The sequence below is a fragment of the Asaia krungthepensis NRIC 0535 genome (assembly GCF_025995175.1).
Taxonomy (GTDB): domain Bacteria; phylum Pseudomonadota; class Alphaproteobacteria; order Acetobacterales; family Acetobacteraceae; genus Asaia; species Asaia krungthepensis.
Genome location: NZ_BAPV01000010.1, coordinates 151,950 through 165,580, shown reverse-complemented (window position 1 = coordinate 165,580; position 13,631 = coordinate 151,950). Strand labels below are relative to the sequence as shown.

At 62.1% G+C, this 13,631-nt stretch carries 11 protein-coding genes; 2 read left to right on the top strand and 9 right to left on the bottom strand.

From position 1 onward, the window contains the following. Positions 1 to 19: 19 nt before the first annotated feature. From AA0535_RS07435 to AA0535_RS07425, 3 genes are all read right to left on the bottom strand, one after another. Positions 20 to 925: an EamA family transporter gene (locus AA0535_RS07435; protein WP_264815303.1), complete on the bottom strand. Its 906-nt coding sequence runs from the start codon at positions 923 to 925 to the stop codon at positions 20 to 22. Further along, a complete protein-coding gene (gene parE / locus AA0535_RS07430) occupies positions 925 to 2,943 on the bottom strand; it encodes a DNA topoisomerase IV subunit B (protein ID WP_264815302.1) in 2,019 nt (672 codons plus the stop codon). The genes AA0535_RS07435 and parE overlap by 1 nt, the downstream gene beginning before the upstream one ends. A 64-nt stretch (positions 2,944 to 3,007) precedes the next feature. After that, a complete protein-coding gene (locus AA0535_RS07425) occupies positions 3,008 to 3,565 on the bottom strand; it encodes a hypothetical protein (RefSeq protein WP_264815301.1) in 558 nt (185 codons plus the stop codon). A gap of 355 nt (positions 3,566 to 3,920) precedes the next feature. On the opposite strand from AA0535_RS07425, the gene AA0535_RS07420 reads away from it, so the two are divergent. After that, complete coding sequence (locus AA0535_RS07420; protein ID WP_373319295.1) at positions 3,921 to 4,454, top strand: hypothetical protein; 534 nt, start codon at positions 3,921 to 3,923, stop codon at positions 4,452 to 4,454. Positions 4,455 to 4,592: 138 nt separating this feature from the next. Here AA0535_RS07420 and AA0535_RS07415 read toward each other — a convergent pair whose 3' ends face one another. Then, positions 4,593 to 5,042 (bottom strand): RrF2 family transcriptional regulator, encoded by a 450-nt coding sequence (locus AA0535_RS07415; protein WP_264815299.1) that lies wholly within the window; start codon positions 5,040 to 5,042, stop codon positions 4,593 to 4,595. Positions 5,043 to 5,154: 112 nt separating this feature from the next. On the opposite strand from AA0535_RS07415, the gene cysK reads away from it, so the two are divergent. Continuing rightward, entirely contained in the window at positions 5,155 to 6,156 is a 1,002-nt protein-coding gene (gene cysK / locus AA0535_RS07410) for a cysteine synthase A (protein WP_304500901.1), read from the top strand. Between the two features lie 86 nt (positions 6,157 to 6,242). Here the strand turns inward: cysK and AA0535_RS07405 are convergent, their stop codons facing one another. The 5 genes from AA0535_RS07405 to dprA all read right to left on the bottom strand — a co-directional run bounded on the left by AA0535_RS07405 (position 6,243) and on the right by dprA (position 13,625). Next, positions 6,243 to 7,451, bottom strand: a complete 1,209-nt coding sequence (locus AA0535_RS07405; RefSeq protein WP_264815298.1) for an OmpA family protein — start codon at positions 7,449 to 7,451, stop codon at positions 6,243 to 6,245. A 233-nt stretch (positions 7,452 to 7,684) separates the two neighbouring features. Beyond that, a complete protein-coding gene (locus AA0535_RS07400; RefSeq protein ID WP_264815297.1) occupies positions 7,685 to 8,017 on the bottom strand; it encodes a DUF1491 family protein in 333 nt (110 codons plus the stop codon). Next, a complete protein-coding gene (locus tag AA0535_RS07395) occupies positions 8,014 to 9,531 on the bottom strand; it encodes a S41 family peptidase (RefSeq protein WP_264815296.1) in 1,518 nt (505 codons plus the stop codon). The genes AA0535_RS07400 and AA0535_RS07395 overlap by 4 nt, the downstream gene beginning before the upstream one ends. 201 nt (positions 9,532 to 9,732) lie before the next feature. Then, entirely contained in the window at positions 9,733 to 12,456 is a 2,724-nt protein-coding gene (topA, locus tag AA0535_RS07390) for a type I DNA topoisomerase (RefSeq protein ID WP_264815295.1), read from the bottom strand. A gap of 41 nt (positions 12,457 to 12,497) precedes the next feature. Continuing rightward, the gene (gene dprA, locus AA0535_RS07385; RefSeq protein ID WP_264815294.1) at positions 12,498 to 13,625 is read right to left on the bottom strand and encodes a DNA-processing protein DprA; all 1,128 of its coding nucleotides are present in this window, start codon (positions 13,623 to 13,625) and stop codon (positions 12,498 to 12,500) included. Between the last annotated feature and the right edge of the window lie 6 nt (positions 13,626 to 13,631).

The following is a 13,631-nucleotide window of genomic DNA, read 5'->3' as shown; positions in this document are numbered from 1 at the left end:
ACACGACGCCATACAGGGTCTAGGTCGGGGGAACGGTCTCGCCGTCCGGGGGCGGCTTGCGCGAGGTGAGCACGTTCCCGGCAGAGGCTCCGGCAATGCAGAGCACTCCCATCCAGCGTGCGACCGAAAGTGTTTCTCCCAGCAAGAGCAGTCCCGAGATCGACCCGAGAACAGGCTCGAGGCTGAGCAGGATACCCAGATCACGCGGCCCGAGCCGCCTCATGGCCATCATGTCCAGAATATAGGGCACCGCCGAAGACAGAATGGCGACGCCCACAGCCTGTATTCCCTGATGGGGATGGGTTACGGCCGGCGCAAGGGCGGGTATCAGCCACGGGAGAAGCAGGATACCGGCCGTTGTCATGCCCAGCGTCGTGGCCTGGGCAGCAGGCATGACCCGCCCGATACGGGTGCCGGTCAGGATATAGATCACCCATCCCACAGCACTGATCAGCGCCGCGATGACGCCGATCAGGTCGAGATGCCCCTCGATATGGTCGGGACGCAGCAGCAGATACAGACCGGATACCACCATACCCGCCCAGACGAGATCGAGCAGCCGGCGTGACCCGATCAAGGCGAGCGAGAGCGGTCCCATGAATTCGAAAGCGACCACCAGCCCGAGGGGCAGGCGAACGAGCGCGATATAGAAGGCGAAATTCATGACGGCCATGGAGGCGCCATAAGGCAGGAGCAGCTTCCACATGCCCGGTTTTAGCACTGAAGGACCCGGACGCATCACAGCAAGCAGGATGACGGCGGCGAGACAGACGCGCAGCCCCACCATGCCCTCTGCTCCGAAGAGCGGAAAAAGGCTCTTGGCCAGAGCCGCTCCGACCTGGAAGGACGAGATGCCACCGATCAGAAGGGCCAGCCCTCCCAGCTTGTCCAGCGGCGTTGCATGAGGGTGCTCGAGAGAAGCCATCAGACGTCGAGCAGTTCGGCCGAGCGGGCATGATCCTGGATGAAGCGAAAGCGCAACTCCGGCTTGCGGCCCATCAGGCTCTCCACGCGGTCACTGGTCACGGCCCGGTCCTCGGGGAGCGTGACCACGCGCAGCAAGGTGCGCTTCGCTGGGTCCATGGTGGTCTGCTTGAGGTCCTTGACCGGCATTTCGCCCAGACCCTTGAATCGCGAGATCTCGACCTTTGCGCCCTGCTTGAAGTCGCGTTTGAGACGCCGCACGCGATCCTCGTCATCCATCGCATAAATGGTCTTCGCGCCATGGGTCAGACGATAGAGCGGGGGCTGGGCCAGGTAGAGATGCCCCTTGCGCACCAGATCGGGCATTTCCCGGTAGAAGAACGTCATGAGCAGCGAGGCGATATGGGCGCCGTCCACGTCAGCATCTGTCATGATGATGACGCGCCCGTAGCGCAGACGGGCGACATCGAAGGTCGAGCCCGACCCGCAGCCCAGTGCCTCGACCAGATCGCGGAGTTCCTGATTGGCCTTGAGCTTGTCTGCCGTGGCCGAGGCCACGTTGAGAATCTTGCCACGCAACGGCAGCACGGCCTGGGTCTCGCGATCGCGCGCCTGGCGCGCGGACCCGCCTGCCGAGTCGCCCTCAACGAGAAAGATCTCGGTATCGGCCGCGTTTTCGCGCGTGCAATCGGTGAGCTTGCCGGGCAGACGCAGGCGCCTCGTGGCGCTCTTGCGTGGCGTATCCTTGCTCTCACGCCTGCGCAGCCGCTCCTCTGCCCGCTCTATGATGAACGCCAGCAAATTATCGGCCTGAGCCGGATTACCCCCCAGCCAGTGGTCCAGACGGTCGCGCAGCGCGCCTTCAACCAGACGGCTGGCCTCCTGCGTGGTCAGCTTCTCCTTGGTCTGACCCTGGAAATGGGGATCGCGAATGAACACCGAGAGCTTGACCGCCAGGGCGCCCAGAGCGTCTTCGGCCGTCACGGCGGCCGCGCGCTTCATGTTGCGGCTCTCGCCCCAGGCACGCAGCCCCTTGACCAGCGCGGCCCTGAAGCCAGCTTCATGCGTGCCGCCCTGCGGGGTCGGAATGGTGTTGCAATAGGAGGTCATGCTCGACGCTCCCTGCTCCATGAAGGCCACAGCCCATTCGAGCTTGCCACCGGTGCGTCCATCGGCGGCCTGGGGCAATTCTGCCTCGCCCGCCCAGACAGGAGCCAGGAGCGCAGGAGATGCGCCGAGTTCGGCATTCAGGCTGTCCGCCAGCCCGTTCGGGAAATGGATGGTTGCCTCGACCGGGGTTTCATCGCCTGCCTTGATCAGGGCCGGGTTGACGCTCCAGCGAATGGTAACGCCACGGAATAGAGCCGCCTTGGAACAGCATAGACGATACAATCGCTGCGGCGAGAAGCTGAGCGGACCGAAGATTTCCGGATCGGGCGAAAAACGGATGGTCGTGCCACGGCGATTAGGCGCGTTCCCTACCTGCTGCAGCGGTGTGATAGGCTTTCCCCGGGCGTAATCCTGACGCCAGAGAAGCTTTTCGCGTGCCACTTCAACTTCGAGGCGATCCGACAGGGCATTGACCACGGAAGAGCCGACGCCATGAAGGCCGCCTGAAGTGTCATAGGCTTTGCCCGAGAACTTTCCGCCTGCATGGAGCGTGGTGAAAATCACCTCGAGCGCGGAGCGATCCTTGAATTTGGGGTGTGCATCTACCGGGATACCGCGCCCGTTGTCGCGCACCATCAGCAGACGCGACTCCTCGAGCGCCAGATCGATGACGCTGGCATGGCCCGCCACGGCCTCATCCATCGCATTATCAAGGATTTCGGAGGCGAGATGATGATAGGCGGTGTCGTCGGTACCGCCGATATACATGCCCGGGCGACGCCTTACGGGTTCGAGCCCCTCGAGGACCTCGATCTGATCAGCACCGTAATTTTCCGGTACGGGAGCCTGAGCCGTCTTGCGGGGCCGACGGGCGGGCTTTTCATCGCTCTGGAAGAGGTCGTCGTTCATATTGCGTTCTTGACGGCCTCGCCGGGGCGCCGTCAAGCGCCCCGTGCAGGGTAGTGGTGAGTTTTTAGGCGCGCGTCTTGTGATGGGGACGACGCGTGGTCGTTGCCCGGCCATGGGTCACGGCTTCGGGTGCCGAGCATGTTTCGAACGAGGCGGGCTGAACCACGTCTTTCGCATCCGCGTAATGGGCCAGATCGGCTCCGTCATTCAGGGCATCGACTTCGTCGAACATGGCGACGCGCTGCTGGCAGAAGATCGTTCCAGCCTTCAGGCCGCCCTCAGACTGCACATTGGCCAGCTGGGTGATGTAGTCGTCATGCGCCTTGGTGGCGTTTCGGCCATAGGCGGATTTGAAATAGGTGTTCAGGCGTTCTTCTTCGGCGGCCAGTTTGGGGCGGAACTTGGTCACGAAAGCGTTGTAACGCTCCTGCGCGCTGCAGGAGAGCGCCGTCACCATCAGTTCGCTCTTGAGACCCTGAACGTTGAATGCCTCATGCGCCGGTGATTCGCCGCAGCCTGCAGCATAGGCTGCCCCTGAGGCCAGAAACGTGCTGGCGATAAGGCCGCAGGCGGTGAAGCGCGCGAAGGGGCGCAGGAGGCGTTGCCGGACGGAAAGCGACATCAGGGGACTCCACAAGGGACGAAGGATCACGGGGCGGTAAAAAGAACAGAGAGACCGAGCCGGAAAGGCATGGGTCGGAATAGATGATTGCAGCGGAACTATGTCGCAGCAAATGCGGCGAGAAAATGCCCTTGCGCAAGGGTTCATGCCGAATTTGCAAAAAAAAACATGCGCTCTCTTTTCTTTTGTTTCTGCCGTGCCTCCCCCCTTCCTGTGGGGCGCGGCTTGCGCTAGGGCCATTGACGAATTTGTCGTGAAGGCGCGTTGATCATGCCTTGGGACATCTTGTGTCGGGCCTGCTGGTGCAAAAAAGGCAGAATCGACTTTCGATGACATGTGAGCAGTGGAGTTCATGGTGCGACTGCGTGGTTCTGCAATTACTCTCGTTTCGGCCCTGACCTTGGCGGCCTGTGCGCAAAAGCCCGTCGTCCAGCGCGTCGTGCCCCCCAACCCCTTCGGTTACCAGAAGGTTTCGGCGGTCTGTACGACCACGCCGGTCAAGACTGCCGCCGATGGCAGCATGAGCGTCGACATGACTGTGCGCAGTGATGACGGGCTTTGCGCCCTGTCGGTCCAGAAGCCCGGCAACACCAATTATCGCTCCTTCGGTGTGTCGCCTGCCCCTGAGCACGGCAAGGCCTTCATGTATAACTTCGACGACCACACCTATATCACCTACACACCGAGCACCGCCTATGCGGGTAAGGACAGCTTTACCGCTATCCTGATCCCGGGTGGTAGTGATCCGCGTGCCAAGCTGACCGTCAATGCGACTGTCGATGCAACGGGCGTGACCGTAGCAGCTCCTCCGGCACCGGTTCTGGCTCCAGCCGCCAAGAAGCCGGTCACCAAGCACACGACGACGCGTCGCAAGACGACAAAGAAGTAAAACCGCGAGCGGGGTCAGGCTGCCTCACAGGCGGCCGCCTGCTCGACGATACGCCTGCCTCTGAGGCTGAGCCCATTGGGGCCGTTTCGGCGGCCCCATGTGACCTTCACATTGCCTGATCTTCAGGCCACCTATTCCTCAGATCGAAAACGAAATCGGCTCATGGACCGGACGGCGCAACCCGGCAGCCTCAGCCCTTCTGACCATCTCCTCGAGCGTCAGGCCTGCCATCTCGCTTCGCACTGTCTCATCGAGAATCTGCCAGCACGGCTCGATCACGTTACGGAACAGGGCTCCCTGGGCCGTTTCTTCCGTATTGCTGTCTTCCGATACCACCACACGAACAATCTCATCCAGACCGATGTCGCGTTGCGGGCGCCCCAGCCTGTACCCTCCTCTGGGGCCACGCACGCTTTCGAGCAGACCGGAGCGCGACAGGGCCTGGAGCAGGGGTTCGATTCCCCTGCGGGCCAGACCTGCACGTTCGGCAATATCTCCACCGCTGACCAGGCTGGAACGTCCGGCATGAAAGGCTACATCGACCATGATGATCACGGCGATCATCGCCCTGTCCCTGCGGAGATACATGTGCATTTTTCCTCAATGACAAATTACGCGTAATGTAGCAGTTATTGCCGATAAATCACAGGCCAGCATCGCAAGACTGGTTTTTTTGCCGATTGCCACGAAGGAGCGCGATTTGAGCGTCGAACAGGAGAAGGGCCGTCCGGACGGTCTGGCAGCACGCTATGCCGCCCCCAGAGGCCGTGTTTATGAGTCGATATTGGAGACTGTCGGCGGTACCCCCCTTGTCGCGGTACCACGCCTGACCGAAGCCGACAGGCTTCACGCAAGGCTTCTTCTCAAGCTGGAGTTCTTCAACCCTCTCGGATCGGTCAAGGATCGTATCGGTCTCGCTCTTATCCAGCAGGCAGAGGCGCGCGGCGAGATCATTCCGGGGCGCACGGTTCTCGTCGAGCCCACATCGGGCAATACAGGTATTTCACTGGCTTTCGCTTCGGCAGCCCTCGGGTACCGGCTGATCGTGACCATGCCGGAAAGTGCCTCGATCGAGCGTCGCAAGATGCTGCGCATGATGGACGCCCAACTGGAACTGACACCCGCCGCGCGCGGCATGGCGGGGGCCATCATGCGCGCTGAGGAACTGGTCGCCTCTCTCCCGGATGCCTGGATGCCCAGCCAGTTCGATAATCCTGCGAATCCCGAGATCCATGCCCTGACAACAGCGGAGGAGATCTGGGAGGACACGAAGGGAGAAGTCGATCTGGTTGTTGCTGGCCTCGGAACGGGAGGCACGCTGACCGGGATCGCGCGCACGCTCAAGCCGCGTAAACCAGGAATTCAATTATGGGGTGTCGAACCTGCCGAGAGCGCCGTGCTGAACGGAGATGATCCCGGCCCGCACGGTATCCAGGGGATCGGGCCGGGATTCTGTCCCAACACGCTCGATTCCTCGCTGCTCGATGGCGTGCTGGTCGTATCAGAGCGCGACGCCATGGCGGCCGCCCGGCGCTGTGCCCGTATCGAGGGGATACCGATAGGCATCTCCTCCGGCGCCGCTCTTCACGCGGCACTCGCCCTGGCGCAGCGTGAAGAGAATGCTGGCAAGACGATCGTGTCTATCGTGCCGTCATTTGCCGAGCGCTATCTTTCGACCTCGCTTTTCAACGGTCTCGTCTGAGAAACCGGCTATGAAAAACCCCGATCCGCTGAGGCGGGCCGGGGTTTCCTGAGCTCGAAGGCGTCATTCAGGCAGTGATCGCGAGATCAGTGCAGGATGATTTCCACGCGGCGGTTCTGAGGCTCACGGGTATTTGCCGCAGTCTGGACCAGCGGGTTGCTCTCGCCGAAGCCTTTGGTCACGATCAGGCCGCCCGCAACACCGTCGCGGATCAGTTCTGCGCGCACGGCGTCTGCACGGCGCAGGGAAAGCTTCATGTTATAGCCCGCGCCACGTGCCCCCGGATGGGCCGCGCTGTTATCCGTATAGCCGTTCACCTCGATGCGGGTGAGCTGGGTGTGCGTGGAATTCTGCGCCGCGGTGCCGACAATCGAACGCGCCCTGTCCGTCAGGTCGGCGCGATCCCAGTCGAAGAACACAAGATAGCTGCGTGCGGGAGCGGGAGCCGGAGCTGTCATGACCGGCACGCTGCGCGGCGGTGGCGGTGCAGGGTTGAACTCGTAACGCAGGCCGAGAAGCAGCGAATGGTTGAAATCGTTGCGCGTCACGCGGTTGCCATCCATTGCCCCGGCAGGACGCGGATTATCATAGCCGCCGATGCTGCCATAACCCGTGGCATGGTGCCCGTTCGGCCCGAGAAGCGAATAGAAGCGATACTCGGTGGTGAAGGACAGGCCGACGGCGAACGGTACGGGGAAGGAGAGACCGAAAATGCCCTGATAGGCAAAATTGCTGGCCGTGCCGTTGATGCTCTGGTTCAGATAATTGTTCGGCGCACGGACCGAGGCTTTCATGGCCTGCCAGCCATAGCCCACACCGGCACCGAAATACGGATAGACCCAGTTTGCGCCGATATCCATGTCGAACAGCGCATTGGCCATCACGCCGTAGCCTTGCTGACGCCCACCGACGGAAGACGGGAAGTAGCTGGACCGGAATTGCTGGAGGCGATTATTGCGATAATTGCCTTCAACTTCAACGCGGAAACCATTGCCGAGACCCCAGCCGACCGACCCGAGGCCGGTAACGCCCGTATCGTAATGGTCGCGGCCACTGGGCAGAACCGGCGAGAGGCGCACGGTCTGATCCTGATTGAAGCTGGCACCGCCCGAGCCGGCGACATACAGCCCCTTGATCACCTGCGCATGAGACGGGGTGGCAAGGGTGAGAGCACTGAGTGCCGTCAGGCCCAGAATGCTTCTGCGGAAAAGCCGGGGGAGCGAGCCGACCGCCTGCCGGACATCGGAGAACGGGCGGCAAACGGTTTCACCGCGCGTTCGGTGTTCCAGCGTCATATCGTCTTCTCCATCCTTTTCACGCGGCAGACTGAAAGAGGACCAGTATGCTGGCCGTCCGCAGCGATCTGAATGCCGTCTTTTTGCTGAACTGTCATCCCTGTGCAACGCAAGTTTATCCTCGCGGTGCATTCACCAAGTTGCGCCTTTCTGTCTTCCTCCCCCGAGTGTGGGATGGTTGCAACAGTCGGTGCCGGATTTTCCGCGAAGAGAAACGGGCAAACCCTGCCGGTTCATGAAGTACGACCTGGCAATTCGGCTTCGATGGGGCTGGTCACGTCTTCAAGAGTGAGCTCCAACACCCACAGATCGGGGTCATAACGCGTTTGTCGCTCGATATAGGTGTCGAGCGCTTGAGTATCTTCCAGAGCGATGCGTTCCCAGCCCGCACCGAGAGCCGCCTCGCGAAGCAGCGCCAGACGTCCCTCGCGATCGGTCAGGACGATCAGGACCGCCCCTGCATCCTCATCGCCGCGCCGCAGCCGCATGGCTGAATGACCTTTGGTCTCGGCCAGACGCATCAGCCCGCGCACCCAGAGCCCTGATTTCAGTCGTGCTTCGATCACGGTGAGGCATCGTCCATGTCATCAGGCATGGCAGAAAGCGCTGCTTTGTAGCTCTCGGGCCGATGCAGGATGAGTGCCGCCGTGTCGAGATCGGCATCGGTACCGAGTGCCGCCGGGCAGTGGCGTCTGATATCCAGAATGCGCGAGACGCTGACCGGAAAACGGAGCTCACGGCTGGCGCGAAGAGTCTCTGCATCCAGCAGCTTGCCCTGGGAGAGGGATTGCAATTGCTGATCGACAGCCAGCGCCCCGCGTGAGGTGCAGATCTGGGGCGTTACGCCCAGTCCCTGCAGGGGCCAGCCGAGGGGCGCGATGACACGGCTCCAGGTTACAAAAAGCTCGCCGCCATCGGGCATCTGGCCCACGGCCTGGACCAGTCCCTTGCCGAGTGTGGCGCTGCCGATCACGACAGCGCGCCGATGATCCGAAAGGGAAGCCGCCATGATCTCGGCCGCGCTGGCAGTGCGCCCGTCCACGAGCGCGATTATCGGCAGGCCATGGGTCATGTCTCCGCCCTGTACGGCCCAGACATGGTTCGATTTCGGGTCCCGGCCTTTTGTGACCACCGCGATGCCCTGATCGAGCACGAGGGCCGTCGCCGTGACCGCCTGCTGCAGGACGCCGCCGCGATCGCCGCGCAGATCGAAGATGAGGCCTGTCAGCTTCTTGTCCTGTAAGGCCTGGTCGATGTTCTGGCTCAACTCTTCTGCGGTGTCGGAGGAGAACGAGGCAATACGCATAACGGCAACATGGTCGTGCATGCTCGCAAACACTGTCTGGGGCGGGACGATCTGACGCTCCAGGCGCATGACTGCGCCGTGATGACCCGGATCGGCCAGTAGCAGCTTCACCTTGCTGCCTGCCGCACCTCCGAGCCAGGATTCTACTGTGGCCGGGTCTTGGTTTCGGGTGGAGCGACCATCCACCGCGAGGAGTTTCTGACCGATATTGGCGCCTGCTGCCCAGGCAGGGCCATTGGCATTGATCGCGGCGACCACAAGTGTCCCGTTATCCCGCGCCAGCGAAAGTCCAACGCCCGCGATATCACCGGTACGATTGGCCCGGTCATTACCGGCAGGGGCAGGGGCGACGTAGCGCGAATACGGGTCCAGATGGTTGAACAACTCGTCGAAGAAGCTCTGGAGCAGGGCGTCGCGTCCTGCATTCCGCAGGGCTGGCGAGGCACGCCAGGCAGAGTCCATGATCGAGACGATGGCCCTTATCCACTCGCCCATGTCGTTGTCACCCGGTTCGCGAAGCTGGGTGAGTTCGTTCTGCCCGATCGACAGACGCAGCATGGCGGGGTCTTTGGGCCCGTGAGGCGGCTCCGTCATGGTGATCGACGGGTCGATCGCCGTCAGACCGTCAAGACCCCATATGCTGAAGGTCCGGCTTGAATGAGCTTCGAGTGTTCTGGGCGTCAGAAAGCGGAATGCGCTCGACAAGACGGAGCCCATGAGCCCCGTATCCAGCGCGGCGATTTCCTGCGCTTGCGCCGGTGCAGCCAGAGCCACGATGAGCCCTGCTGTACCAAGCAGCCCACGGCAGGGCGCGCCAGTCAGGAAAGGAACTTTGTTCAGAGCCGGTGACCTTGACCATCAGGACGATGGCTTCCCCCATCGAACGTCGCTTTAGCTGTCCGGATCGGACCGCGAAAGAGAGCCTAACAGGGGGAGCGACGTTTTTGCCACGCTCTGTGGCCGCAAAAACGCAAATTACGGCGTGTCTTCACCATCTGTTGTCTTGGCCACGCGCGGTTTCCTTACAGGCGCTTTACCCTCACCGGTCTTTTTTGTTGATGCCGCTTTTTTAGCGGCTGTTTTCTTGGCGGTTGTCGTTTTGGACGCGGCTTTCTTTTTGGGAGCCGCTTTCTTCTCGGCCGCCCCTTCGCCTGTTGTGGCTTTCGATGCCGGCTTGCGCGCCACCTTGCCCTTCGCCTTGAGGGGCTTACCCTTCTCGGTCAAAAGGGCCAGGGCCTCATCGAGGGTCACGTCGTCCATCGCCTGTCCCTTGGCGAGATTCGCCACGACCTGACCATGCTGCACATAGGGGCCGAATCGTCCCTTACGCACCATCACAGCCTCGCCATCCTTGGGATGCGCGCCAAGCGTGCGAATGGAGGCCAGCTTCTTGGCCAGGGAGTCGATGGCGCGGTTGAGCCCGACCGTCAGCACGTCGTCATCGGCATCCAGTGTCCCGAAGATCGAGCCCATTTTGACATAGGGACCAAAGCGCCCGAGCCCGGCTTCGATCATCTCGCCGGTCTCCGGATGCGGTCCGAGCTTGCGCGGCAGGGACAGCAAGCCGATGGCCTTGCCCAGTGTCAGCTTGTCGCCCTCCAGCCCCTTAGGAATGGTGGTACGCTTGGGCTTGATCTTCTTGTTCTCGGGGTCAGCCTCGCCACGCTGGATATAAAGACCGTAAGGTCCACGGCGTACGGTCACTTCCTCACCCGTTTCCGGGTCCTGACCGAGGCTTTTCATTCCTTCCTTGAGCGTCTCGCCCTCACCGCCATCTTCCGCCACGAGGCGACGTGTGAACTGGCAGGTCGGGTAGTTCGAGCAGCCGATAAAGGCCCCGAACTTGCCAAGACGCAGCCCCAGACGCCCCGTGCCGCAGGCCGTACACTGGCGCGGATCGCCGCCATCATCGCGCGCAGGGAAGAAATGCGAACCCAGATCCTCATCGAGTGCATCGATGACATCCGAGATCTTGAGATCCTTCGTCTGCGCCACGGCTGCCGAAAAATCACGCCAGAACGCGGCCATGATATCGTGCCAGTCGGCACGACCATCGGAAATGTCATCAAGCTGTTCTTCGAGTGTCGCCGTGAAATCGGTGTCCACATAGCGCTCGAAGAAGGAGGTCAGGAACGCCGTCACGAGACGGCCGCGATCCTCGGGAATGAAGCGTCGCGCATCAAGGCGCACATAGTTGCGGTCGCGCAGAACGGTCAGGATCGAGGCATAGGTCGAGGGACGGCCGATACCGATCTCTTCCATGCGCTTGACCAGACTGGCTTCGGAAAAGCGCGGAGGCGGCTGGGTGAAATGCTGATCGGCTTCGACGCCCCGGGTCGAGAGCGAATCTCCCTCGCTCATGGCTGGCAGCACGCGGCCCTCTTCCTCATCCGACTTCGTGTCGTCGCGTCCCTCGCTATAGAGCTTGAGAAAGCCGTCAAAAGCGATGATCGAGCCATTGGCACGCAAAACGGTGCGGTTGGCGGGATCAGCCAGATCGACCACGACCTGATCGAGCTCTGCGGATTGCATCTGCGAGGCGACGGCGCGCTTCCAGATCAGATCGTACAAACGCATCTGCTCGCCCGAGAGATGGCGGGCCATCGATTCGGGCGTGCGCGTGACGTCGGTGGGGCGAATGGCCTCGTGCGCTTCCTGCGCGTTCTTGGCCTTGCTGGTATAGACGCGCGGCTTTTCCGGCAGATAGGGCGCGCCGTAGCTGCCCGCAATCATATCGCGAATCGCATGCACGGCCTCTGCCGCCATGGTCACGCCATCGGTACGCATATAGGTGATCAGACCGACCGTCTCACCGCCCAGATCGACACCTTCATAAAGCTGCTGGGCAGCGCGCATGGTCGATTGCGCGCTCATGCCGATCTTGCGCGAGGCTTCCTGCTGCAAGGTGGAGGTGGTGAAAGGGGCAGGGGGGTTACGCCTGGCCTTCTTGCGTTCGACCGAGCGTACCTTGAAGGCGGATGAGGCGACCAGATCGCGTGCGGCATGGGCCTTTTCAGCGTTGTCCAGATCGAATTGGTCGAGCTTGCGCCCTTCAAGATGCGTCAGGCGCGCCGAGAAGCCGGCATTGCGCGGCGTGGCGAAGGCTCCCGTGACCGACCAGTATTCGCGGCTCTTGAACACCTCGATCTCAGCTTCACGCTCGCAGATCAGACGCAGCGCCACAGATTGCACGCGACCCGCGCTGCGGCTGCCTGGCAGCTTGCGCCACAGAACGGGTGAGAGCGTGAACCCGACCAGATAATCGAGGGCACGGCGTGCCATATAGGCATCGATCAGCGGCTGATCGAGCGCGCGCGGGTTCGCCATGGCCGTCTGCACGGCTGATTTCGTAATCTCGTTGAAGGTAACGCGCTGCACGTTCTTGCCGCGTAGCAGGTTCTTCTCTTCCAGAGCCGCGCGCACATGCCAGGAAATGGCCTCGCCTTCGCGATCCGGGTCAGTGGCGAGATAGAGCGTATCGGCATTCTTGACCGCTTTCGCGATGGTGGCAATCTGCTTCGCCCCACGCTCATCGGTCTGCCAGTCCATGGCGAAATTCTCGTCCGGCCGCACGCTGCCGTCTTTGGGCGGCAGGTCGCGGACATGGCCGAAGGATGCCAGAACGATAAAGTTATCGCCCAGATATTTGTTGATGGTCTTCGCCTTCGCCGGGCTTTCGACCACTACGACATCAGTCATCTCTACTCCAGAACCGCACCGGCCTGCTCGGACACCGCAGATCAGGTTGCAAGCACAACCTGACCCCCGGGAAGGAAGGTCGCCATGCCGCCCAGTTCGAGTTCCGACAGGGCGGACAGCACCATGGAAACCGAGAACTGGCAGCGCGCCACGATATCGTCAACTGCCACAGGCGTAGGAGAGAGGAGTTGATGGATCTGTGCCAGCACCTCACCGGGGGCAGGAGGGGGCGCAAATCCCGGCGGATCAGCCTCCGCAAAGCCAGGCAGGCCAGTCCATTCCGCCATGCATGTTGCAGGCGTGGTCGTTCCGATCTGGGTCAACACGTCCTGTGCGGTTTCTGTCAGAATCGCCCCCTGGCGGATCAGGTCGTTTCCGCCACGCGACCTTGGATCGAGAGGCGACCCCGGAACGGCAAACACATCACGCCCGTATTCGAGGGCGAGACGTGCCGTAATCAATGTGCCTGACCTGAGCGCGGCCTCCACAAGCACCACGCCCAGAGACAGCCCGGCAATCAGACGATTGCGTCGCGGGAAATGGCTCGATTGCGGGATCGTTCCCAGCGGGGCCTCCGTGACGATGCAGCCTCGCTCCGCAACAGCACGATAGAGTCCCTCATTTTCGGGTGGGTAGAAGCAATCGAGCCCGCCTGCCGCTGCCCCAACCGTCATGCCCTGATGAAGCGCCGCGCGGTGGGCCACGGAATCGATGCCACGCGCGAGACCCGAGACAATCACGCAGCCCTCATGCGCCAGGGCTCCGCTGAGCGCCTCGGCCAGCCGAAGCCCCCCGGCCGAGGCATTGCGTGCGCCCACAATGCCCACCGCACGCTGGGAAAGCCGCTCGACCCGCCCCCAGATGCTCAGAACGGGCGGTGCGTCGGGAATGCGGGCCAGAAGCGCAGGGTAATCGGAATCGCCGAGCACAAGCATCCGGGCGCCGAATCGCTCCAAGGCTGCCTGCTCCTCGCAGACGGAATCGCGTGAGGGGATGACCACGCCGGAGCGTCGCCCCGCCTTGCGCGCCCGTTCCGGCAAAGCCTCGATAGCGGCTGTAGCCGTACCATGCTCCTTGAGTAGGCGCCGGAAATTGACCGGTCCTATCCCGTCGGTGCGCGCCAGACGCACAAGGTCCAGACGGTCATCACCGAGGGGGGACGCGCTCATGAGCGG

Coding starts and splice junctions, on each gene's coding strand:
- AA0535_RS07435 (WP_264815303.1), bottom strand. CDS start 925: ATGGCTTCTCTCGAGCACCCTCATGCAACGCCGCTGGACAAGCTGGGA.
- parE (WP_264815302.1), bottom strand. CDS start 2,943: ATGAACGACGACCTCTTCCAGAGCGATGAAAAGCCCGCCCGTCGGCCC.
- AA0535_RS07425 (WP_264815301.1), bottom strand. CDS start 3,565: ATGTCGCTTTCCGTCCGGCAACGCCTCCTGCGCCCCTTCGCGCGCTTC.
- AA0535_RS07415 (WP_264815299.1), bottom strand. CDS start 5,042: ATGTATCTCCGCAGGGACAGGGCGATGATCGCCGTGATCATCATGGTC.
- AA0535_RS07405 (WP_264815298.1), bottom strand. CDS start 7,451: ATGACGCTGGAACACCGAACGCGCGGTGAAACCGTTTGCCGCCCGTTC.
- topA (WP_264815295.1), bottom strand. CDS start 12,456: ATGACTGATGTCGTAGTGGTCGAAAGCCCGGCGAAGGCGAAGACCATC.
- dprA (WP_264815294.1), bottom strand. CDS start 13,625: ATGAGCGCGTCCCCCCTCGGTGATGACCGTCTGGACCTTGTGCGTCTG.